The organism is Mesorhizobium sp. M0938 (assembly GCF_040319125.1).
In the GTDB taxonomy this organism is placed as follows: Bacteria; Pseudomonadota; Alphaproteobacteria; order Rhizobiales; family Rhizobiaceae; genus Mesorhizobium; species Mesorhizobium robiniae.
Window position 1 is genome coordinate 154940 of record NZ_JAMYNS010000008.1, and the last position, 21014, is coordinate 175953.

Genomic DNA, 21014 nt, shown 5'->3' on the forward strand with positions numbered 1-21014 from the left:
TAGGCAAATTTTAAAGCTGTGGCGGTAATGTGGTGGGGATTGGGTCTTTGAGTTTTTAGTAGAGAGTACGATGACCGATCTTGTTAGACCGCGAGTCAAATATGTTATCGGGCCAGACGGCAGCCCCCTTACGATTGCCGATCTTCCGCCGACGAACACACGCCGCTGGGTTATCCGGCGCAAGGCGGAAGTGGTGGCGGCCGTGCGTGGAGGGCTTTTGAGCCTCGAAGAGGCGTGCCAGCGCTACAAGCTGACCACCGAGGAATTCCTGTCCTGGCAGGCGTCCATCGACGAGTATGGCCTCGCCGGACTGCGCACGACGCGCATCCAGCAATATCGGCATTAAGGCTGGTTCGAGGAAGTCAAACGGCGCGAAAAATCCGCGCCGTTTTGTTTTGCCGGAACGGTTCTCTCTGCTGCCACGGGGACGGTAAGCTTCCCCGGTTCGACAATCTTGCCACGTTCCACAACGCCTGCGAGACGACATCCGCTCGATGCGGATGTTTTACGCCCGGCTCTCGACTTGGTGGCACGGCCGACGTTGAGCAAGCTTACCACCACCGGTCTTGAGCACCTTCAGCGAGCGCTGCGCCTGCGCGCCGCGGGGTGGCCGCGGAACATGAACGGGTATGGCACCGGAAGCCTGGCAGCTGCTCGACCAATGAGCGGCGAGATGAGCAACGCCTGATCGCTGGGCGTTGATTGGCCTTGAAGGCTTGTTTTCAGCCGATCATGGCGCTGCGGCCGCCGGTTTCGGCGTCGCGGATCTTGGTGTCGCGCGATTCGAGCATTTCCGCTTTGGAAAGCTCCGCTTCGGCTTCGCCGAGCAGTGATTCGGCAACGCTTCGCTGCTGGGCGAGGTCGCTTTGCGAATTTCTGAGGTTGTCGCGGCGCAGGCGCGCTGCCTTGGCGAAGGTCGGATAGGCAAAATGGTTGATGTCGGTGATGCCGGCTTTCTTTTCTTCGGCAGTGATCTGAAGCTCAAGTTCGACAGCCATGCGCTCGAATTCAGCGATCATCATGTCGAGTTGCAGCAATTGCCGCCGCTTCTCGTTCACCTGAAACTGCTTCAGCCGAACGAGGTTTTCACGTGACTTCATGATTCGGTACTCCTGGAAACGCACACCTGCACATATCGTCCAATCCACCTGGCAAACCTCAGGCTTCACCCGTTTCCACCGACTTTACCGGAACTATGGGAAACAAATTCCTAAAGTTTTTTGCCGGCGGTAACCATTCGTTTACGGGCATTGTTAATCATACGGCTCAGGACTTAAGGCCGGGTAAAAATTCCGGCTCTCGACGCGGAAGCACGGCCAGCGAGTCCCTGGAGTCACTTAGTCTGGCTTATTAATGTTTTGCATTAGCGGTTTGGTTCTGTGATTCACTATTAGATTCAACAAGGTGTAGAAAGGGGTTAAAAAATCTGATACCGTCAGCGGCACGGAATTAGGTTTTATTAACCATTCGATGGCAGCCTCTGCTCAGGCAATCACTGCTCCGGTCCTGGACGGGTCGTGAAATGGTCCGGCAGCAGAAAAGGGGAATGAAATGCGTGTTCTGCTGATAGAAGATGACAGTGCAACCGCACAAAGCATCGAGCTGATGCTGAAATCGGAAAGTTTCAATGTCTATACCACCGATCTTGGCGAAGAAGGTGTCGATCTAGGCAAGCTCTACGACTACGATATCATCCTTCTCGATCTCAATCTTCCTGACATGTCGGGATACGAGGTGTTGAGAACACTCCGCCTTTCGAAAGTTAAGACGCCGATCCTTATCCTCTCCGGAATGGCCGGCATCGAGGACAAGGTGCGCGGCCTCGGCTTCGGCGCAGATGACTACATGACCAAGCCGTTCCACAAGGACGAACTGGTCGCCCGCATCCACGCTATCGTCCGGCGTTCCAAAGGCCACGCCCAGTCGGTCATCACCACCGGCGACCTTGTGGTCAATCTCGATGCCAAGACCGTTGAGGTTGGTGGCCAGCGCGTGCATCTGACCGGCAAGGAATACCAGATGCTGGAGCTGCTCTCGCTGCGCAAAGGCACCACGCTCACCAAGGAAATGTTCCTCAACCACCTTTACGGCGGCATGGACGAACCGGAGCTGAAGATCATCGACGTCTTCATCTGCAAGCTGCGAAAGAAGCTCGACGCCGCTTCTGGCGGTCAGAATTACATCGAGACGGTTTGGGGCCGTGGCTATGTGCTGCGCGAGCCGGAAGATATCCGCGTCAGCGCCTGAACCTCCGATCCGATCACCGACAAAAATCCGGCTCCGGCCGGATTTTGCGTTTATGTCGCAGATATCGAAGCGCCGATTCCGGAGGCATGCGACCAATCCGGAAAAGAAGTCAAAAAAACGTTAGGTGAAAAGTCGCTTGATCAATGCTTGGTGCCAATGCAGACGAGAGGCTTATTTCATTCGACTGTGATGGCGTGGGTAAATATCGTCTGCAAAAATACTTGTCTGTTCTTTTCGATCAGCTTAGCAGCGTCAGGCCGCCGAAAGCACGATTTCCTCCGCGGTCGCGTGGATCGATATCGTCATATTAGCCTCGCGTGCCAGAAGTAGCGTGTAGTAGGGCTGCACCGAATGCGCATCGATCGGTTCCTCAGGCTTGTTGCCGGAATGGAGCTCCAGGAATTTGGGCGGCACGCGAAGCATCGGACCGCTGGCGGCGAGCGCAAAACGTGGTTCGGTGTCTAGGTTCTCAAGCGTGACCGTAAGCTTGCCGCCGCGCGGTATGGCGGCGTTGGCGACCAGAATGAGATTGAGCAGCAGCTTGACCTTGTTCTTGGGCAGCAGTGCTCGGGTTCCGTTCCAGATCAGTTCCGGCTTCTCGTTCTTCAGGAAGGCGATCGCAACCGCCTCGGCGTCCCCGGTGTCGATCATCATGCCGGCAGAACCGGCTGCGCCGAAGGCGATGCGGGCGAATTGCAGGCGCGCCGAAGCGTTTCTGGCGCTCTGGCGAATCAATTTCATGGCGTCTTCGTCGGCGCCGCCTTCATCGAGCAGCTCGAGCCCGTTGTTTATGGCGCCGACCGGCGAAATGATGTCATGGCAGACCCGGCTGCACAAAAGCGCTGCGAGATCGGGTGCGGAAAGGGTGAAAAGCTCGGCCATCGGCGAAAGTCCCTGCAAAATTTCACTAGAAATGGCCGGGCGATCGATGATCACGCCTGTCCATACGAATCACACTCTCTCCCAAGGCCTACTGAATACACAGCGCCTGAGCGTGCAGCAACAAATCCGGAATTGTCGTTATCGAAAATGGTGTGTTCACGCAGGATGCAGATCCTGCACGGGCGACGCGAAACCGGCTCGAAACCGGCCTTCTAACCGCCATCTTCATGTGAGAGCTTAATGGTTGAAAAAGGATTACGGCATAGTTTGCCCATAACAGTCATCCTTAACGGCCGCCAAAGAGCCGCACAGATGCGAGGCGTCGGCGAAAGTGCTCCCTGACGGAGATTGGAAGCATGTTTTCCCGATACTACGACCGGAATTTTTTCCGTGTCATCTCAGACCGGAATTTCTTCCGTGTCATCTCAATGGCAATCGCTCTCATGGGCCTTGTCGTCTTTTCAACCTCGGCCTCGCGGGCGCAGGAATACACCGCTCAGGAGATCGTCGATTCCGGTCATAAATTCTTCGGCGCGACGTCGGGCGGGCTCGCCACCGTCGTCGAGAAGATTTTCGCCTCCTATGGCCTGCCCAACGGCTATCTGCTTGGCGAGGAGGGCTCGGGTGCGCTGATTGGTGGCCTGACCTACGGCGAAGGCACGCTCTACACCAAGAATGCCGGTGATCACAAAGTGTTCTGGCAAGGGCCGTCGCTTGGCTGGGATTTTGGCGGCGAGGGCTCGCGGGTGATGATACTGGTCTATAATCTCGACGATGTGACCAGCCTCTACAACCGTTACGGCGGCGTTGCCGGCTCTGCATACCTCGTGGCTGGCGTCGGCTTCAACGTGATGAAGAACAACAATGTGCTGCTGGTTCCGATCCGTACCGGCGTCGGCGCCCGGCTTGGTGTCAATCTGGGCTACCTCAAACTTACCCAGCGGGCCACCTGGAATCCGTTCTGAGCAAGCGGTGCCTCTTCATCTTGATTGATTCCAAGGCCGACGATCCGAACATCGCTGCGGCAGACCCTTGCCGCAGCACCGGAATTCCGTCATGCGGAGGTGGCACAGTCCCCAACGGTCCATAACGGATAGTCATCTTGGTTCAGTCGGTCCTGTTCTTCGTCCTCGGCTTTCTCTGCGCCGGCTTTCTGGCGCTGATGATTGCCCCGGCCATCTGGCGCCGGGCTGTAACGCTGACACGCAGACGCGTCGAGGGCTCGATGCCGCTGACGCTGGCCGAGATCCAGGCCGAGAAGGATCGCATCCGTGCCGAGTTCGCCATGTCGACGCGCAAGCTTGAGATGAGCGTCAAATCGCTGCGCGAGAAAACGGCCGAACATCTTGTCGAGATCGGCCGCGGCCGCGAGGCACTAAAGGAACTGGCGGTCGAGCGGAAGGATAAGAAACAGGCCCTTTCCGATCTCGAGGCCAAGAGCAAAGAATTTCGGCAGCGCGAAGATCAGTTCCAGCTCTTGTCGGATCGGCTCGCTCAAACCGAGCATGCCCTGGAAAAGCGTGCGCTCGAGCTGAAAAAGCTGGAGCACATGTATGACGACGCCAGCTTTTCTTCCAGCAGCCGCCAGATCGAACTTGTGGCGCGCGAATCCGAACTGCAAAAGCTGGCCGACAACATTTCGCTGCTGCGCGGTCAGCGCAGGGAGGCAGAGAGACGCCAACAGGAGATCGCGGCCGAAAACAAGGCGACGCAAGACGCGCTCAAAGCCGAAAAGAAAAAGACCGGCGAACTGGACAAGAAGGTCGAGCGCCTGCTCGCCACGCTTGCCGATCGCGAGGATAAGCTTGGCCGCTGCGAAAGGGAAATCGCGCGGCTTCGCGAAAAATCGAAAAGCGAACGTGCGGAAAACGCGTCGGCGGTGCGTCTCGTGGCAGCGCAAGGCAGCCAAGCCAATGCGGCCATCAAGGGCGATGACATCGAAAAAGCCATCGCCAAGCTCGACAGCGACCGGGAGCAGTTGGAGGCCAAACTGATGGCGCTGGCCCGCGAGAACAAGAGGCTGAAAACGGATCTTGCCGCTTCCAAATCCGGAGAGGGCGAGGATGCGCGCCGCGCCAGCGCTGCGTTGCGCGAGCAGATGAGCGACCTGGCGGCGCAGGTCGTGGCTCTGACGGCAAGGCTCGACGGGCCGGAGTCGCCGATCGCAAAGGTGCTTGCGGCGCCCAGGGAACCGGGGAGCGGCGAACGCAGTCTTGCCGATCGGGTGCGAGCGCTGCAGAAGGCCGAATCGATGCAGGAACCCAGGCAGTGATGCTGCTTTCTGCGGCTCAGGTCTGGCCCGTCGAAAAATGATGCAAGGCGATGGCTGACGCGGCGGCGACATTCAGGCTGTCGAAGCCTTCTGCCATATCGATTCGCACCGTCCGCAGGCGGGCGAGCAGGCTCTCGGGCAGCCCTTCGCCTTCAGTGCCGAGGTAGAGCGCCAGCCGTTTAGTCCTTTTCACATCGCGAATATCGGTTTGGCCACGCGGCGACAAAGCGAACTGGCCGAAGCCCAACCGGTCGAGCGCCGTGGTGAAGCCGACGGTCTCAGTGAACGAGGCGAAGGGAACCTTCAGCGCGGCACCGACCGAGACCCGGATCGCCTTGCGGTATAACGGATCGCAACAGGTCGCGTCCAGAAACACGGCATCGGCACCGAAGGCGGCGGCGTTACGAAAGATCGAGCCCATATTGTCATGGTTGGCGATGCCGACCAGCGCGACGACTAACGCGCGCGCGGGCAGGGCGTCAAACAAAGCCTCTGCAGGTTGCGCCTCGCCCTTGCGGCCGATCGCCAATATGCCGCGATGCATGTGAAAGCCGGCAATCCTGTCCATGACCTCGCTGGTAGCCACGTAGACCGGAAGGTCCGTGGGCGCCTCGCGCAGGGTTGCGTCGAGGCCTGCCAGCCGGTTTTCGAGTACCAGCACCGATTCGGCCGAAAAGCGTTGGCAGCGAGCAGCACCTCGAGCACCACCTTGCCTTCGGCAACGAAACGGCCCTGCCGGCCGGCAAGATCGCGCTCGCGGATATCGAGATAGGCGGCGACGCGCGGGTCTTGCGGGTCGTCGATACGAATGTGACGCATGCGTTCCTCGGCAGACGAAAAGGTCAGCGAGGGAAGGAGAACTTAGGCCGGCCGGTCAAGTCCCGGAGCGACGCAGGCGGTACGTCATCTGCGACAGCTCACCCTCGCCGAAAATCCCGTCCAGCGTCTTGAGAAGTTCGCGCACGGCATCGGATTTGCAGGAATAGTAGATCATCTGCCGATCGCGCCGGGTCTCGACGAGATCGAGCGCCCGCAATTTGGCCAGATGCTGTGACAGCGCGGATTGGCTGAGCAGAACCTTCTCGGCGATAGCGCCGACCGACATTTCGCCGTCGGCTAGATAGTTCATGATCAACAGTCGTTTCTCGTTGCCCATCAGCGTCAGAAACGCAGCCGCTGATTCGGCATTGGCGATTAGCTTTTTCGAGACCATCGATCCCCCATACCTTCCTGCTCATCCGGCGCTATGGGGGCAATAGCGTCTGATTCCATAGACTCACTCGCGAATGTGCGCTGGCGATTCAACGCTACCGGGAAAGGGTAGAACATTTCACTCAAATCTCAAGACTTGCTTTCAATCCGACGCGATTTACTGTCGGGCTGTGTTTTATCCGCCGCTCGGCCGGTCTTTGCCATGTCGACCAGAACATGCCTGAGCTCGCGCGCCGTCCTCAGGGGCTCAGGGAAGAAGACCCGGCAGACATCGTCGCCCAACGCCAGGTCCATGCCGTCGGCGTCGAAGCCGGTGACCAACCAGCCGTCGCCCGCGGCCTTGGCGAAGTGGCGCGCGTAGACGGCAATTGCGTCGCTATGGTCGGCGTTCATGTGGTCAAGAGCGGATTGTTCACCGACGGCAAGTTCTTCGACGATCGACGCGGTCGTGACCAGATCGGTGTGCTCCAGCAAATAGGCCTTGCCAAAGCCGCCGTTGAGACTGGCGCGCTCCGGCTCGAGGCGGAAGATCGAGAAGTCGCCAAGTCCGGCATAGAGTTTCGCCTTGGGGTTGCGGTTGAGATAGCGCCGTTCGGCGCGGGCATGCTCGCCGGATCCGCGCTCAAGCCGCGCTGCCCGACAGACGAGCGTCAACCGCGGGTGCGCCAGCGGGTCGCCCTTACCAGGCTCGCCGACCAGCAGCGAACAGCGCGGATCGGCCAGGATCGCACCGGTATGGGCGGACAGCATCGATACAAGGATCAGCGGCGTGCCGTCGATATCAGTGGCGACACCGACCCTGCTGGCCAGCGGCGAACCGGTGCCTGGCTCGATCACTGCCAGCGCGCCGAAACGGGCGCTGCGGATCAGCGTCTTCGCCAGACTGATCGCTTCGGCGTCGGTCTCGCGGATCACGTCCTTCTTTCGGTCGTCCAAAATGCTCACCGTTTAAGCCGATCTTTCTTCTCCAGTTATCAATCTATCGCACCGGATTTGACAAGGGCCTCGGCCTCGCTTTTCGAAAGGCCGAAGCGTGCCAGCACCGTAGCCGCCTTACGATCGTGATCGGCCGGCATCGCGGCAAGCGTCGGCTGCGAGCGCGAAAAGCGCGGCGCGGGGGCAGGGCGATCAAGCACACCTGACGTCACAAAGGCGTTGCGAGCGCGATTGTGCGGATGAGCCCTGGCTTCCTGCAGCGACAGAACCGGTGCGACGCAAGCATCGGTCGCGGCAAAGAGTTTGGCCCAGTCGTCCCGTGTCTTCTGCCCGACTCGATCGGCAATGGTAGCGCGCATCTCCGGCCACAACGTTCTGTCGTATTGGCCACTTACAAAACGCTCGTCGAGCGGCAGCAGTCTTGCGAATTCGGCGAAGAACCGGGGTTCAAGGCAGCCGACGGCGATATACCGTGCGTCCGCCGTCTCATAGGTGTCGTAAAACGGCGCGCCGGAATCGAGCAGGTTCGCGCCGCGCGTATCACTCCACAGGCCGGCCGCCATCAAGGCGTGAATAGGTGTCGTCAACATCGAAGCACCTTCGGTCATTGCCGCGTCGATCACCTGCCCCTTGGCGGTGCGCGAACGCTCAAACAGGGCGGCCAGCGCGCCGGTAATCAGCATCATGGCGCCGCCGCCATAGTCGGCGACCAGATTGAGCGGCGGGACTGGCCGGCTTCCTTCCTGGCCGATGGCGTGCAGCACACCCGAATAGGCGAGATAGGTGATGTCGTGGCCGGCACGACCCGATAGCGGCCCATCCTGGCCGAACCCCGTGATGCGACCGTAGATCAGTGCCGGGTTTCGCGCCAGTACGGCATCCGGCCCAAGACCAAGCCGCTCCATGACGCCAGGACGAAACCCTTCGACCAGCATGTCGGCCTTTTCGGCAAGGCGCAGCACCAGTTCGGCGCCTTCCTGGCGCGTCAGGTCGATCCGCAGGATGGTGCGGCCGTGACGATCGATGTCGTATTCATCGGATAGCGACAGAAACGACTCGGTCGAACCGGTCCGCTCGATGCGCAGCACCTCGGCTCCCATCTCCGACAGCATCAGGCAGGCCAGCGGCACCGGTCCAATCCCTGCCATTTCGATCACTGTCAGACCGGCGAGCGGGCCGGTCTTCGCCTGCGGGAAGACTTCGGCACTCATGGTCGGGCACTCATGGTCGGCTACTTCGGCGCCATGCGGATGGCGCCGTCGAGGCGGATGGTCTCGCCGTTGAGCATCTGGTTTTCGACGATGTGCAGCGCAAGGGCTGCATATTCGGAAGGCTCGCCGAGACGGGACGGGAAGGGTACCGCGGCGCCTAGCGAATCCTGCACCTCTTGCGGCATGCCGGCCATCATCGGCGTCTTAAAGATGCCGGGCGCGATGGTGCAGACGCGAATACCCGACCGGGCAAGGTCGCGCGCCACCGACAGCGTCATGCCGACGACGCCGCCCTTGGAGGCTGAATAGGCCGCCTGGCCGATCTGACCCTCATAGGCAGCGACCGATGCCGTATTGACGATGACGCCGCGCTCGCCGCCCTCCAGCGGCTGAAGCTTGGCGGTCCGGTCGGCGACGAGGCGGATCATGTTGAAGGTGCCGATCAGGTTGACCTCGATCACCTTACGGTATTGGTCGAGCGGGTGCGGACCGTCCTTGCCGATCGTCTTCATGCCGATGGCGATGCCGGCGCAATTGACCAGGATACGGGGTTCGCCGAGCCTTCTTGCCACTTCCGCCACGCAAGCGGCACCGCCGTCGGCGCTGCTCACGTCGCATTGGATGGCGATGCCGCCGATATCGGCCGCAACCTTCGCCGCACGGTCGATGCCGAGGTCGAGGATGGCAACGCGGGCGCCCTTCGCAGCCAGCGCACGCGCCGTCGCCTCGCCGAGGCCGGAGCCACCGCCGGTGACGATCGCAATCTGGCCGTTCGGATTCATGCCAGCGTCCTCCATCCTGCCGCGCACATGCTACGAAGCCCGACAGGACGGCGCAACAGCATCTGGATGGTCACGCCATCGCAGCGACATGCGCGGCAACTCTTGCCTGATCGGCGTGGCAAACCTCCCCCACCAGCCTTGCCACCGCACCCGGCACGATCTCATGCGATAAAAGCCGGTCGAGATCGACCGGGCGCGGCATGGAGATTTGCCCACGCGGGATTCTCTTGAAGCCGAGCGGGCCGTAATAGGGCTCGTCGCCGACAAGCATCACTGCCGGCATGCCGGCCTTGGCGGCGGCTTCCAGCGCGATCGCGACCAGCCGGCGGCCGATGCCGAGATTCTTGAAGGCCGGCCGCACGGCAAGCGGTCCAAGCATCAGCGCGCGGCCGGCGCCGGCCGCGATACGCGTCATGCGCACCGAGGCGACAACGATATCGCCATCGACCGCTACGAAGGACAGGGTGCGTTCATGCGGGCCGCCCTCACGGATCTTGTAGGCGCCCAGCACGAAACGGCCCGGCCCAAAGGCTTCGTCGTTGATGGCTTCGATTTCGGGGTCATGCGCCGGAGTTTCCGGCAGATATTTCACGTCGGCAAGGCTCATGGTCTTTGCGTTCCGGTATACGGGGAAAGGTTTGCTGCAAACGGCAGCGTTCGCCAGTCAGCGCTTCATTAAGCGCGGGCGCCCTTTCGTCGTCGGTCGAACCGGATCAAAGCAAAGTCGAACATGCGAATTGTCCGCTAGCATCAATCCTCAGCCACTGCAATCGGCCGTTTTTGGGTGCCGTTTCGCCCAAGTGACGGTCTGTTCAGCACATGGCGACTTCGGCAGCGCCGCCTTGCGCCTAAATGGTGAAGAGGATGCAAGGAGATTTAGTATGGGACTGCTGGTCGACGGTAAATGGCAGGACCGCCGGTACGACACAAAGGACAGCGGCGGCAGGTTCGTGCGGGCGCAATCGCAATGGCGCGACTGGGTCACGGTCGACGGCGTGCCGAGCGAAGGCCGCAAGCGCGGCTTCAAGGCCGAGCCCGGCCGCTACCATCTCTACGTCTCGCTTGCTTGCCCCTGGGCACACCGGACGCTGATCTTTCGAGCGTTAAAGAAGCTCGAGGATGTGATTTCGGTCTCGGTCGTCCATCATTTCATGGGCGCCAATGGCTGGACATTCCTGGCGGAGGACGGCGCCACCGGCGATACGCTCTACGGCCTCGATTTCCTGCATCAGGTCTACACTAAGGCCGATCCCGCCTATTCCGGCCGCGTGACGGTGCCGGTTCTGTGGGACAGGCGAGAACAAACGATCGTCTCCAACGAGTCCTCCGAGATCATCCGGATGCTCAATTCAGCCTTCGACGAGTGGGGTGATGCCAGCCTCGATTTCTATCCGCCGGCGCTGCGCGGCGAGATCGAAGCTGTCAATGCGCTGGTCTATCCCTCGATCAACAACGGCGTCTACCGCGCCGGCTTTGCCACCACGCAAACGGCCTACGATGAAGCGTTCGGCGAACTGTTTTCTGCGCTCGACCAACTTGAGGACCGCCTGTCTCGCCAACGCTATCTCGTCGGTGACCGCATCACCGAGGCCGACTGGCGGCTGTTCACGACGCTGGTCCGCTTCGATCCGGTCTATGTCGGCCATTTCAAGTGCAACCTGCGCCGCGTCGCCGACTATCCGAACCTGTCGCACTATCTGCGCGACCTCTATCAGGTTCCAGGCGTTTCAGGCACGGTGAACCTGCATCACATCAAATCGCATTATTACGGTAGCCACGAGACGATCAACCCGACACGCATCGTGCCGGTCGGACCGGAACTGGACTACGCGGCGCCGCATAATCGCAATCGGTTCAAGAAGGCGGCGTAATCACCAGTAGAGCGAGGGCGGTTCGCCGTCAAAAATCTCGGCAAGCCGCCGCAACGTGGCCGGCGTCGTTCCTTCCGGCAGGCGGTCGAGCGGAAAGAAACCGGCTGCGGCGATCTCGCGGTCCGGCAGCTTCGGCGCCGTTTGATCGTACTGCTCGACCAAGTAGAGGCCGACATGGTCGCGGCGGCTGGCCCGCCGGTTGAAATGCATTGATTTAAGCACCGGCGGCGCGGTCAATGCAATGTTGCCCTCCTCGGAGAGCTCGCGCGTCAGCGCCTCGATCATCGTCTCGCCCAGCTCGACGCCACCGCCTGGAAGCTGCCAGCCCGGTACATAGGTGTGGCGAATGAGGAAGACGGAATTGGACGTCCGATCATGGATCAAACCGCGCACTCCGAGCGTCATCGGCCTGCGCAACACGAAATACAGATGAAACAGCCTTGCCCTGAAACCCGGCCAGCCGGTCTGGCGTAAATCCTGTTCCGGATCCGGAGATGTCATCACCCACGAAACCGTGGGTGGAAAGCAGCGCGCGCGTCGCTTATGAAGAGAGGATGTTCAGGCTCGCGCATATTTCCGATATCCATCTGGGACCGCTTCCCGGTGTAACCTATCGCGATCTCGCCTCCAAGCGGGTGGTCGGTTACGTCAACTGGCAGCGCAACCGCCGCCGCCACATGCGCGACGCCGTCATCGACACGATCGTCGCCGATATGAAGGCGAGCGCACCAGATCACCTGGCTGTCACCGGCGATCTGGTCAATCTGGCGCTCGACGGCGAGATCGAGATGGGCAAGCACTGGCTGGAAACGCTGGGTTCTCCCGATGATGTGTCGGTGGTTCCGGGAAACCACGACGCCTACGTACCGGGCGCCTTCGACAAAGCCTGCCGGTCGTGGGCGGCGTGGATGACCGGCGACGGCGTCAATACGCCGGTCGATCGCGACGCCTTCCCTTATCTGCGCGTGCGCGGCAACGTCGCGCTGATCGGTGTCACGACGGCACGGGCCACGGCTCCGTTCATGGCCAACGGCTTCTTTCTGGAAGATCAGGCGGAAAGGCTGCGCGAAGTGCTCGACGCCACTGCCAAGCGCGGGCTGTTCCGGGTGATCATGATCCACCATCCGCCGGTGCGCGGCGCCGTTTCGCAGCCCAAGCGACTGTTCGGCATTGCCCGCTTTCACAAGATCGTTCAGCGACACGGAGCCGAGCTTGTGCTGCACGGCCATTCGCACGAGCCGACGCTGTTCTTCATCGGCGGTCGCGGGGCCAAAATTCCGGTGGTCGGCGTCGCCGCCGCAGGGCAGGCGCCTGGCGGCAGGCACCCGGCGGCGCAATATAATCTGTTGGAGATCGACGGCGAAAAGAACAAATGGCGGATCAAGCTGACGCGACGTGGCCTGACTGGGCCGGCCATCCCGCCTTCCGATCTGGAGGTTCTGGAACTTGGCGCGGACGCTATGGCCTAGAGATCGTTCCATCCCGATAGAATCGGGACGGGCTCGATCTCAGTGTTTGACCAGGATTTTTTCCGAAAACCGCATTCCACTTTTCGCTGCGCGGACCTTCAGTTCAGGATCATGGTCCAAAGCTCAGTCCCATCGCAACGAGGCGGTCCCAGAACAACACGGTCGATACAGCCAACCCGACCAGGGCGCCGGCGGCGATCAGGCCGATAGCGGAGAAGAAGGCAGACCAACCTTTGCTGCGTGAGCCAGATCGTAGTGGCGGCTCGGCTTCCGGGACCAACGCACGTTTCAGTCCGGCGACAGCCTGCTCGACCCCGCCTTCCATCATTCTCTGGCGTTCGACGACGCGCTCCGCGACGTAGCGCGTCACCTGGTCGGCCACCGGTTTCATCTCGGTCGATTCGGCGAGAACGACGCGACCGATGCGCGTATCCCTGAGGAAACGATAGGTGCGGCGGTCGCGTCCCATGGCGACATGGCTGACGGCGTCGATCCATAGACGCGGCTGCAGCCCGGACGAGACGGCGAAGTCGAAATTATCCATGTCGGCGGGCACGTCGGCAAAGATGGGCGCGAGTTCGGCAGCAAGCAAATCGAGCCGCATACGATGCGCCTCGCGCATGTCGACCACGACGTCGTCACGGTCGGCGAATGCATTCTTCACGTCGCGGATGGCATCGGACAGTTTTCGCGACTGATCGATCTGGGTGATGTTCTCGCCTGCATCCTTCATCGGCGTTTGCCTCGTGGGTTTGGTTAACACCGAGTTAACACAGCCGCCGACAAAATGCACTTGCGAGATCGATAGGCCTATAAGCGGCTTACCGGACAACCCGGCTCGAAGACGCGCTTTGGCAGGGGCAATCAGTTCGCCGCAGCGGCGGGTTTCGGACGAAACGACCTGCTGCGTCGTTTCATATTGCGGCGGACGATCTCGGCGATCAGGCCGGGCGCTTCCTCGACCAGCATATGGCCGGCCTGCAATACATAGTGCAGGTGGAAATGCGCCGGCAGATCATCGGCTTGGGTGAAAGGCAGCACCGCGTCATCCGTCCCCCAGACCACCATCACCGGCATATCAAGCGTCTCGAGCCGCTCGCGCGGGATGACGCCCTGCCGATCGCCTTTGGTCATTGCAGCCGCGATCTCGACAAGTTTCTGCAACTGGCCGGGACGCGCGCGCATTTCGCCAAGGACATCCGTGATGCGCTCCGGGGGCAGGCTTTGCGGTCCGGACATGGCTTCGAGGCAAGCGCGGATTTCATCTTCGCCGGCAGCGGCGGCATAACGGCGCAACAGCGGTCCATTGATCTCAGTCCCAAAACCGCCCGGCGCCAGAAGCGTCAGCGACGCTATCCTTTCGGGTTCGGCCAATGCCATCAGCACTGCGGCTGCTCCGCCCATCGAATGGCCGACGACATGCACCTTCCTAACCCTGCGTGCAGCGAGGTCTGCAAGAACAGCCCGAGCGGCCGTCTTGGCTGGGCCGCCACCGGAGAAATCGAGGGATAGCCCATGGCCCGGAAGATCATAGGCCAGCGTCCGTGAACCAGGCGTTAGTGTCGAAATCACCTCGTGCCAGCCGTCGTGGCAACCGCCGAAGCCATGCAGGAAGACAACCGTCTTCGATCCGGTGCCCCGTTCGGCAGCGTAAAGGGATGAAAACATGGGGGTTTATGATTTTATTGCAGGATTAACAGGGGGCGAAATTCCAGATTGTGGCTGGATTGCGCCTTGTCCGAGCCGATGGCCAGTAAAATTTTCGCGATCAGCCGTGTTAGCTCAAAGGGGCTTAGCTGGCATTGCCGAGCCCGGCAGCACGCAAGGCTTCGACCAGGCGGTCGGTCAGATCGGCGGGATATCTCCTCTCGACAAAGGTCGCGCGCGGATCGGCAGCGAATTTCGGGAATCTGGCAGTCATCTCGTCCACGAGTTGGTGCGCCAGTTGATCGCGGCCTCCCGCCTTCGCGCTGATCAGCCGCGCAGCCAGATAGTGCGATTTCGTCGGCGTCGCTTGCAACGCATCGCTGGCAAGCGCGGCCTTGTTCATATCACCGGCCATGAACTGGCCGACGAAAAGCCCGTAGTCCCACCAGGTCGGATGGGCGCTGGACGTCTCGGCGGCGTGGGCAAGGATCGGTGTTCCTTCCCTATACCTGCCGGCGAAAATCAAACCATAGGCGTAAGCTGCCGCCATGCTGAGGTCGTAAGGGTTGAGTTCGTAGGCCTTGTGCATCCAGCGGATCGATTCTTCCGAATTGCCGAGCCGGGAGTTGAGATAGCCATAGGCACGATGCGCATAGGGGCTGGTCGGCCCCATCTGCACGGCGCGACGGGCAAGCGACATCGCCTGTTCGATCGTTGCGCCGGCTGGATAGGCGTAGTGATCGGTGGCCGCCTCGAGGTGCAGGGTCGCGAGTTCCGAATAGACGAGCGACGATTTCGCATCCCGATCGACCAGGTTTTCGAGACAGCGATAGGCAGCCTCATGGGTTTTGGGGCCCTGGTCGAGATAGTACTTGTCATTGAGCAGCAGACACTCCGTCAGGCCGGTCTGAAGGCCGCTCTGTTCGATATAGTTGTAGATCGTGCCCGAGGCGGTGACGGCCGAACTCAAAATGCTGGCGACATTGTCCTCGACGGTGGAGGGCGTGCTGTCGGCGGCAGTCAAATTGCGTGACAGCAGGACCCGTCCGGTCGCCACGCTTTGAAGCTCGAGGGTGACGTCGCCTGCCGTTGGTCCCGGCAGAACATCGAATACGAAGCTGATTGCATCGGTGACCGGATCGGGCGGGCCGTTGGCGTCCCGGCCGATGAAGTTGACCGTATCGAAGCCGCTGAGGCCGGCGCGCAGCGATGCCGCTACGCGGGCAGCCTCCGCGCTGTTGGCTTTCACCCCAATGTGGACGAGCGGAAGAGTTTCGATCGGAGCCCATGGCGCTATGCTGCCGGTGGCCACTGCGTTCTCGATCGTCGACGCGGTATCGCTTCCCGCCAGCAAGGCGCCGCCTCCCTGACGAAGGATCAGTACGCTCAACATGGCGATGACCAGCGCGATCGCCAACCAGAAAAACTGGAGATGGCGCATCAGCGAAGGTGCCGGCTCGCGAGCGACAGGCGACATCAACGATGCGGCACGTACAGCCAGGCCCGGCTCTTCGAGCGATGCCGACAAGGTAGCTGCCGCTTCGATGTGTTCCTCCGGCACCGACTCGGCCGGCAAGCGAATGGCGTTGAGCTCATAGGATGGGACATAGCCGCCACGCGGAATGGCGATGCGGATCGGCTCGGCAACACCCTCATTGGCGAAGTAATGCTGCAGAAGCTCGCGCAGCCTGCCCGCCTGCACCCGCACGACGGCATCGGTCGACGGATCGAAATCACCGTCCTTGCCGAAAACATCCATTGCGATGGAAAAGCCCTTAAGCTTGTCGGCTTCGCCTGCCTGCTCGCGCTCGACCAGATAGCGAAGCAGTTTACGCGCTCGCTCGGACCGTCCGAACGTCTCGCTGGCTAGCAATCGCTCCAACGTCTCGCGCACTGCGGGGGCGGCAGGCGTGGCATGCTGCAAGTGTCGATCCTTTCGAAGTCGGCACAGGTTGAGACGCAATCATATAACGCCTGCACTGCCATACAAGCATGCATCCATTATGCGATCGCGTACCCCACTGGATAATTCTCCGGTGGTTAATGGTGCGAAAGACCAGAGCAAGATGATACCATCAGGGTTCATCTTGCTCCAGCTGTTAGCTTTCGACAGTTTGCCTAGTCGACCTCTCGGCCGACAATGCGGTTGGCGGCGGAAACCACGGCTTCCAGCGACGCGGCCACGATGTTGGTGTTGATGCCGGCGCCGAACAGCTTGCCGCCGGGATGCTCCATCTCGACATAGGAGATGGCCGAGGCATTCGAGCCGCGCTGCATGGAGTGCTCAGAATAGTCGAGCACCGACATCGGCACGCCGACATGGCGCGACAGCGCGTCGACGAAGCCGTCGATCGGACCGGTTCCGGAACCTGAAATCGTCACCTCCTTGCCGCTGTCGAGGATGACCGCTTCCACCACGCGCCGCCCCTTGACCTCGGTGTCGGGATAGGTGTGGTGGTCGAGGAACTTCAGCCGCCCGCTGGGCTGGTCGACATAGGTGTCGAGAAAACGCTCGTGGATGCGCTTGGCCGGCACCTCCTTGCCTTCGGCATCGGTGATCGCCTGGATCACCTGGCTGAATTCGATCTGCAGGTTGCGCGGCAAATGGAGGCCGTAATCCGCCTGCAGCACATAGGCGATGCCGCCCTTGCCGGATTGCGAGTTGATGCGGATGATCGCCTCATAGTTGCGCCCGACATCGGCCGGGTCGATCGGCAGATAGGGAACTTCCCAATGCGGCGTGTTGGCCTTGCGCAACGCCTTCATGCCCTTGTTGATGGCGTCCTGGTGCGAGCCGGAAAAGGCCGTGTAGACGAGCTCGCCGACATAGGGATGGCGCTCGGGGATCTTCAGCTGGTTCGAATATTCGTAGACGTCTTTCATCCGGTTGATGTCGGAGCAATCGAGCTCGGGATCGACGCCTTGCGTGTACATGTTGAGCGCCAGCGTGACGATGTCGACATTGCCGGTGCGCTCGCCATTGCCGAACAATGTGCCTTCGACGCGGTCCGCACCAGCCATCAGGCCGAGTTCGGTGGTGGCGATGCCGGTGCCGCGATCGTTGTGCGGATGCAGCGAAACAAGCAGGTTTTCTCTGATATCGAGGTTGCGGCACATCCATTCGATGCGGTCGGCATAGATGTTGGGTGTCGACATTTCGACCGTGGACGGCAGGTTGATGATCAGCTTGTTTTCCGCCGTGGGCTTCACGATCTCGGTGACGGCATTGCAGATTTCCAGCGCCACTTCGAGCTCGGTGCCGGTAAAGCTTTCCGGCGAATATTCGAAGCGGTAGCCGCCGCCGGCCTTCGCCGCCATGTCGGTGATCATCTTGGCCGCATCGGTGGCGATCCGCTTGATGCCGGCGACGTCCTTCTCGAAGACGACGCGGCGCTGCAATTCGCTGGTCGAATTGTAGAAATGCACGATCGGGTTGGTGGCGCCCTGCAGTGCCTCGAAGGTGCGGGTGATCAGTTCCGGCCGGCACTGCACCAGCACCTGCAGCGAGACATCGGCCGGCACATTGCCTTCTTCGATGCACCAGCGGGCGAAGTCGAAATCGGTCTGTGAGGCCGACGGGAAGCCGATCTCGATTTCCTTGAAGCCCATGTCGAGCAGCAGGGCGAACATGCGCGCCTTGCGCTCGTGACCCATCGGGTCGATCAGCGCCTGGTTGCCATCGCGCAGGTCGACCGAGCACCAGATCGGCGCCTTGTCGATGACCTTCGACGGCCAAACGCGATCAGTGAGACCAACGGTCGGGTAAGGTTGGTATTTCCGGGCTGCCTCCCGCATGCCCCGGGCTGCCTCTGGCATGCCCCGGGCTGCCTCTGGCATGACCTTTGCGGTCCTGCCCATCTCCCCGCTGTCTGCGCGGATTTCTTCTCGTGCGTTCATTGTCGTCTCTCCCGGCGGCTCGCCGGATCCGCCTTCAGGCGGATTTGGTGCCGAGCGGCGCCTTTACCAGATGTTCATTCGCTTAATTGACTTGCCAAGGAGCATGCGCGTGAGCGGCGGTTCGACCGCCGGGCGCTCCTTTAGCGAACCCGGCGATCGCCGATAAGGCCGAGAAGCAGCAGGGTGGAAGCAAGCGCGCGCACGGTCTCACCGGCAAAGCCGGTCTGACGGGAAGCGACTGATATGGCGCGGTTGGTCATGGCGGTTTTCATACAGGAGCGGCCAAGGAGAGGCAAGTGGGCCGAACGACCTGGGCCGAACGAGTGGCGTTCCTTTAGCCGACACCTTCTTGAGCACTGGACGCCCCCGGCGTGTCAGCAGGCGTTGATTACCCTTTTATTCCCTCAGACTTCGCGCCACCAGCCGCGCAACGCTCGGCCCGATCAGCAGCACGACGAGGAACCGGGCCGATTGCAGCGCCATGATGAAGGAAATGTCGACGTGCTGTGCGGCGGCGGCGATGATCGCGACGCTGTCCATGCCGCCGGGGCTGGTCGCCAGATAGGCGGTAAGCGGATCGATGCCGAGCACATGGCTGATCATGAAACCGAGGCCGCCGCAGAAAGCGATGAGGATGATGATCGAGCCGACGATCTGCGGCAGCGCCCGGGTGGCGTGCCGCAGAATTGCCCTGGTGAAATTCAGGCCGATGGTCCAACCGATCATCGTATAGCCGAGGGCGAGCAGCCAGGGCGGCAACTGCATCGTCACGCCTAGTCCGAGATGCACCGCAGTGCCGAAAATGAAGGTGCCGAGGAAGAAGGGCGACGGCAGCCTGAACAGCTTTCCAATGAGGCTGCCGACGAGCGCCACGCCCAGTGTTGCGGTAAAGGCTGTTGGATCGATCGGCGGGAACCAGACGATGGCCGGAATCTCGATACCTGATGTATCGACCCACATCTTTGCGACAAGCGCCGCCGTCATCGAGACGAAGATGACGCGCAGATATTGCATGAAGGCGACGAGGCGCTGGTCGGCTCCGAAGGCGCCGGCCATCAGCACCATGGCGGTGGCCGCGCCCGGCGATGAGCCCCAGACCGCGGTGGTGCCGGGCAGAATGCGCCAACGGCTGATCAGCCAGCCGAGCAGGCTGGATGCCGCAACGGTCGCTACCACAGTGCCGAGGAACAGCGGCCATTCCTTGTAGAAGATCGGAAAGATATCAGCGGAGATCGAAGCGGCGACAAGGCAGCCTATGATCGCCTGGGCGGCGCCGAACAAAGGGCCCGGCACGCGCACAGTGGCGCCGTTGGTGCCGGCCAGGATCGCCGCCAGCATCGGTCCGATCAGCAGCGCTGCCGGCAAGGCGGCGAATTCCAGTGCGCCGGCGAAAAGGATCGAGAAGATCAGCAGGGCCAGCCACTGCCAGACTTTGGGCATCCGCGCCATGCGTTCGACGGTCGGCTGGTCTGGCAAAGTGTCCATATTCGCGTCTTAGACTCATGCAGGAAGAATGCGAAGCCCGCTGCCGGAGAAAATCCTACGGCTCGTTCGTCGCGGTTTTGGATTTTGCGACAAGTACCTATCGCATCAGGATTGCGTGAGGGCCTCAGCGTGATCAGCTACCTTGCATAAACAGGTAGCATGCTATATACACGCCTTGAAACCGAGACCTGACATGACCGACTCGATCCAAGTGCAGTTGCGAAAAGGCGCCCTTGATCTGTGCGTCCTGGCCGTGCTGTCGCGGGGCGAAAGCTACGGCTATGAAATCGCCAGCACGTTGGTCGCTGCGGTGAGCATGGGCGAAGGCACGATCTATCCTTTGATGCGTCGGATGCAGAACGACGGCCTGGTCGCCACCCGCATCGTCGAGTCGAGCAGCGGGCCGCCCCGCAAATATTACCGGCTCACGCCTTTGGGCCGGACGGCTTTCGAAGCTCATCGCCGCGACTGGCGCGCTTTCTCGGGCGCAGTCGATAAACTTCTTGAGGATCTGCCATGACCAGGGATGCCTTCCTGCGCACGCTAAGATTGGGACTCGCCGGTCTGCCGCCTCAAGAGATCGAGGACATTGTTGGCGACTACGCCGCCCATTTCGCCGAATCCGACGTGTCGGGCCGAAACGAAGCGGAGGTCGCCTCTGCATTGGGCGACCCGGCCAGGCTCGCCCGCGAGTTGCGGGCCGAGGCTGGGCTGCGCCGCTTCGAGGCCCACTGGAGCGTGTCTAACCTGTTGGCGGCCACGGTGGCTTTGGCTGGCCTTGTCATCGTCGACATCCTTTTCCTGCTGCCGCTGCTTATCGCCACGATCGTCATTGCGCTCGGCCTTGCCATTGCGCTTGTCGCCGTCGGTGCGCTCGGCCTCAAGATCATCCTCACAACGCTGCTATTCGACGGTGGCGGCATGTTCACGGCGACCTTGGGACGCCTCTTCATCGGTGCCGGGCTGGTTAGCTGTCTTGTGGGCGGCGCCGCTTTGCTGCTGCTGGGGCTGGGCGCGGGCATACGCATACTCGGGCATTACGCGCGGCTGCATTCCCGCCTGGCTCAACCGGGCGATGACCGCGTTTGAGCGTTGTTTGTCAC

At 61.2% G+C, this 21014-nt stretch carries 21 protein-coding genes and 1 pseudogene; 8 read left to right on the forward strand and 14 right to left on the reverse strand.

Translation table 11 applies throughout. The annotated features are described in order from the left end of the window. Positions 1-70: 70 nt before the first annotated feature. Complete coding sequence (gene sciP, locus NKH73_RS16320) at positions 71-346, forward strand: CtrA inhibitor SciP (protein WP_006203587.1); 276 nt, start codon at positions 71-73, stop codon at positions 344-346. Positions 347-722: 376 nt separating this feature from the next. Here the strand turns inward: sciP and NKH73_RS16325 are convergent, their stop codons facing one another. Beyond that, positions 723-1100, reverse strand: a complete 378-nt coding sequence (locus NKH73_RS16325) for a flagellar export protein FliJ (RefSeq protein ID WP_029349790.1) — start codon at positions 1098-1100, stop codon at positions 723-725. Positions 1101-1551: 451 nt separating this feature from the next. Between NKH73_RS16325 and ctrA the strand changes: the two genes are divergently transcribed. Continuing rightward, positions 1552-2247 (forward strand): response regulator transcription factor CtrA, encoded by a 696-nt coding sequence (gene ctrA / locus NKH73_RS16330; protein WP_006203583.1) that lies wholly within the window; start codon positions 1552-1554, stop codon positions 2245-2247. Positions 2248-2499: 252 nt separating this feature from the next. Here the strand turns inward: ctrA and chpT are convergent, their stop codons facing one another. After that, entirely contained in the window at positions 2500-3129 is a 630-nt protein-coding gene (gene chpT, locus NKH73_RS16335; protein WP_077380165.1) for a histidine phosphotransferase ChpT, read from the reverse strand. A gap of 428 nt (positions 3130-3557) precedes the next feature. On the opposite strand from chpT, the gene NKH73_RS16340 reads away from it, so the two are divergent. Then, positions 3558-4094, forward strand: a complete 537-nt coding sequence (locus NKH73_RS16340; RefSeq protein ID WP_352933800.1) for a DUF1134 domain-containing protein — start codon at positions 3558-3560, stop codon at positions 4092-4094. 137 nt (positions 4095-4231) lie between these two features. Next, positions 4232-5401, forward strand: coding sequence for a coiled-coil domain-containing protein (locus NKH73_RS16345; RefSeq protein ID WP_352933310.1), 1170 nt, complete (start codon positions 4232-4234; stop codon positions 5399-5401). A 16-nt stretch (positions 5402-5417) separates the two neighbouring features. Here NKH73_RS16345 and NKH73_RS16350 read toward each other — a convergent pair. The 6 genes and pseudogenes from NKH73_RS16350 to NKH73_RS16375 all read right to left on the reverse strand — a co-directional run bounded on the left by NKH73_RS16350 (position 5418) and on the right by NKH73_RS16375 (position 10149). Next, positions 5418-6220 (reverse strand): annotated as a pseudogene (locus NKH73_RS16350) (TrmH family RNA methyltransferase). 55 nt (positions 6221-6275) lie between these two features. Further along, the gene (locus NKH73_RS16355; RefSeq protein ID WP_352933312.1) at positions 6276-6614 is read right to left on the reverse strand and encodes an ArsR/SmtB family transcription factor; all 339 of its coding nucleotides are present in this window, start codon (positions 6612-6614) and stop codon (positions 6276-6278) included. A gap of 128 nt (positions 6615-6742) precedes the next feature. Next, the gene (locus NKH73_RS16360; RefSeq protein ID WP_352933314.1) at positions 6743-7549 is read right to left on the reverse strand and encodes a HugZ family pyridoxamine 5'-phosphate oxidase; all 807 of its coding nucleotides are present in this window, start codon (positions 7547-7549) and stop codon (positions 6743-6745) included. A 38-nt stretch (positions 7550-7587) separates the two neighbouring features. Next, positions 7588-8760 (reverse strand): CaiB/BaiF CoA transferase family protein, encoded by a 1173-nt coding sequence (locus tag NKH73_RS16365; protein ID WP_352933316.1) that lies wholly within the window; start codon positions 8758-8760, stop codon positions 7588-7590. Between the two features lie 20 nt (positions 8761-8780). After that, positions 8781-9542, reverse strand: a complete 762-nt coding sequence (locus NKH73_RS16370; protein WP_352933319.1) for a 3-hydroxyacyl-CoA dehydrogenase — start codon at positions 9540-9542, stop codon at positions 8781-8783. A 70-nt stretch (positions 9543-9612) separates the two neighbouring features. Then, positions 9613-10149 carry a GNAT family N-acetyltransferase gene (locus tag NKH73_RS16375; RefSeq protein WP_352933322.1) on the reverse strand — a complete coding sequence of 179 codons (537 nt, stop codon included), beginning with the start codon at positions 10147-10149 and terminating at the stop codon, positions 9613-9615. A 274-nt stretch (positions 10150-10423) separates the two neighbouring features. Between NKH73_RS16375 and NKH73_RS16380 the strand changes: the two genes are divergently transcribed. After that, the gene (locus tag NKH73_RS16380; RefSeq protein ID WP_352933324.1) at positions 10424-11413 is read left to right on the forward strand and encodes a glutathione S-transferase family protein; all 990 of its coding nucleotides are present in this window, start codon (positions 10424-10426) and stop codon (positions 11411-11413) included. On the opposite strand, the gene NKH73_RS16385 is transcribed toward NKH73_RS16380, so the two are convergent. After that, complete coding sequence (locus NKH73_RS16385) at positions 11414-11914, reverse strand: NUDIX domain-containing protein (protein ID WP_352933326.1); 501 nt, start codon at positions 11912-11914, stop codon at positions 11414-11416. Between the two features lie 53 nt (positions 11915-11967). Here NKH73_RS16385 and NKH73_RS16390 point away from each other — a divergent pair, with 53 nt between their 5' ends. After that, a complete protein-coding gene (locus NKH73_RS16390) occupies positions 11968-12882 on the forward strand; it encodes a metallophosphoesterase family protein (protein WP_352933802.1) in 915 nt (304 codons plus the stop codon). A 109-nt stretch (positions 12883-12991) separates the two neighbouring features. Here NKH73_RS16390 and NKH73_RS16395 read toward each other — a convergent pair whose 3' ends face one another. From NKH73_RS16395 to NKH73_RS16415, 5 genes are all read right to left on the reverse strand, one after another. Then, positions 12992-13615 carry a hypothetical protein gene (locus tag NKH73_RS16395; RefSeq protein WP_352933328.1) on the reverse strand — a complete coding sequence of 208 codons (624 nt, stop codon included), beginning with the start codon at positions 13613-13615 and terminating at the stop codon, positions 12992-12994. Positions 13616-13746: 131 nt separating this feature from the next. Beyond that, entirely contained in the window at positions 13747-14550 is an 804-nt protein-coding gene (locus tag NKH73_RS16400; RefSeq protein WP_352933330.1) for an alpha/beta fold hydrolase, read from the reverse strand. Between the two features lie 124 nt (positions 14551-14674). Further along, positions 14675-16453 carry a tetratricopeptide repeat protein gene (locus tag NKH73_RS16405; RefSeq protein ID WP_352933332.1) on the reverse strand — a complete coding sequence of 593 codons (1779 nt, stop codon included), beginning with the start codon at positions 16451-16453 and terminating at the stop codon, positions 14675-14677. A gap of 194 nt (positions 16454-16647) precedes the next feature. Continuing rightward, complete coding sequence (gene leuA, locus NKH73_RS16410) at positions 16648-18366, reverse strand: 2-isopropylmalate synthase (protein WP_502893943.1); 1719 nt, start codon at positions 18364-18366, stop codon at positions 16648-16650. A gap of 456 nt (positions 18367-18822) precedes the next feature. Next, the gene (locus NKH73_RS16415) at positions 18823-19911 is read right to left on the reverse strand and encodes an AbrB family transcriptional regulator (protein WP_352933334.1); all 1089 of its coding nucleotides are present in this window, start codon (positions 19909-19911) and stop codon (positions 18823-18825) included. 193 nt (positions 19912-20104) lie between these two features. On the opposite strand from NKH73_RS16415, the gene NKH73_RS16420 reads away from it, so the two are divergent. Together NKH73_RS16420 and NKH73_RS16425 are read left to right on the forward strand one after the other, a co-directional pair. Next, a complete protein-coding gene (locus NKH73_RS16420) occupies positions 20105-20431 on the forward strand; it encodes a PadR family transcriptional regulator (protein WP_352933337.1) in 327 nt (108 codons plus the stop codon). Beyond that, positions 20428-21000, forward strand: coding sequence for a DUF1700 domain-containing protein (locus NKH73_RS16425; protein ID WP_352933340.1), 573 nt, complete (start codon positions 20428-20430; stop codon positions 20998-21000). Before NKH73_RS16420 ends, NKH73_RS16425 begins: the two co-directional genes overlap by 4 nt. Positions 21001-21014 lie beyond the last annotated feature (14 nt).

Coding starts and splice junctions, on each gene's coding strand:
- NKH73_RS16390 (WP_352933802.1), top strand. CDS start 11,968: ATGTTCAGGCTCGCGCATATTTCCGATATCCATCTGGGACCGCTTCCC.
- NKH73_RS16425 (WP_352933340.1), top strand. CDS start 20,428: ATGACCAGGGATGCCTTCCTGCGCACGCTAAGATTGGGACTCGCCGGT.
- NKH73_RS16385 (WP_352933326.1), bottom strand. CDS start 11,914: ATGACATCTCCGGATCCGGAACAGGATTTACGCCAGACCGGCTGGCCG.
- NKH73_RS16400 (WP_352933330.1), bottom strand. CDS start 14,550: ATGTTTTCATCCCTTTACGCTGCCGAACGGGGCACCGGATCGAAGACG.
- NKH73_RS16325 (WP_029349790.1), bottom strand. CDS start 1,100: ATGAAGTCACGTGAAAACCTCGTTCGGCTGAAGCAGTTTCAGGTGAAC.
- sciP (WP_006203587.1), top strand. CDS start 71: ATGACCGATCTTGTTAGACCGCGAGTCAAATATGTTATCGGGCCAGAC.
- NKH73_RS16415 (WP_352933334.1), bottom strand. CDS start 19,911: ATGGACACTTTGCCAGACCAGCCGACCGTCGAACGCATGGCGCGGATG.
- NKH73_RS16365 (WP_352933316.1), bottom strand. CDS start 8,760: ATGAGTGCCGAAGTCTTCCCGCAGGCGAAGACCGGCCCGCTCGCCGGT.
- NKH73_RS16355 (WP_352933312.1), bottom strand. CDS start 6,614: ATGGTCTCGAAAAAGCTAATCGCCAATGCCGAATCAGCGGCTGCGTTT.
- chpT (WP_077380165.1), bottom strand. CDS start 3,129: ATGGCCGAGCTTTTCACCCTTTCCGCACCCGATCTCGCAGCGCTTTTG.
- NKH73_RS16395 (WP_352933328.1), bottom strand. CDS start 13,615: ATGAAGGATGCAGGCGAGAACATCACCCAGATCGATCAGTCGCGAAAA.
- NKH73_RS16380 (WP_352933324.1), top strand. CDS start 10,424: ATGGGACTGCTGGTCGACGGTAAATGGCAGGACCGCCGGTACGACACA.
- NKH73_RS16420 (WP_352933337.1), top strand. CDS start 20,105: ATGACCGACTCGATCCAAGTGCAGTTGCGAAAAGGCGCCCTTGATCTG.
- ctrA (WP_006203583.1), top strand. CDS start 1,552: ATGCGTGTTCTGCTGATAGAAGATGACAGTGCAACCGCACAAAGCATC.
- leuA (WP_502893943.1), bottom strand. CDS start 18,366: ATGCCAGAGGCAGCCCGGGGCATGCCAGAGGCAGCCCGGGGCATGCGG.
- NKH73_RS16375 (WP_352933322.1), bottom strand. CDS start 10,149: ATGAGCCTTGCCGACGTGAAATATCTGCCGGAAACTCCGGCGCATGAC.
- NKH73_RS16370 (WP_352933319.1), bottom strand. CDS start 9,542: ATGAATCCGAACGGCCAGATTGCGATCGTCACCGGCGGTGGCTCCGGC.
- NKH73_RS16340 (WP_352933800.1), top strand. CDS start 3,558: ATGGCAATCGCTCTCATGGGCCTTGTCGTCTTTTCAACCTCGGCCTCG.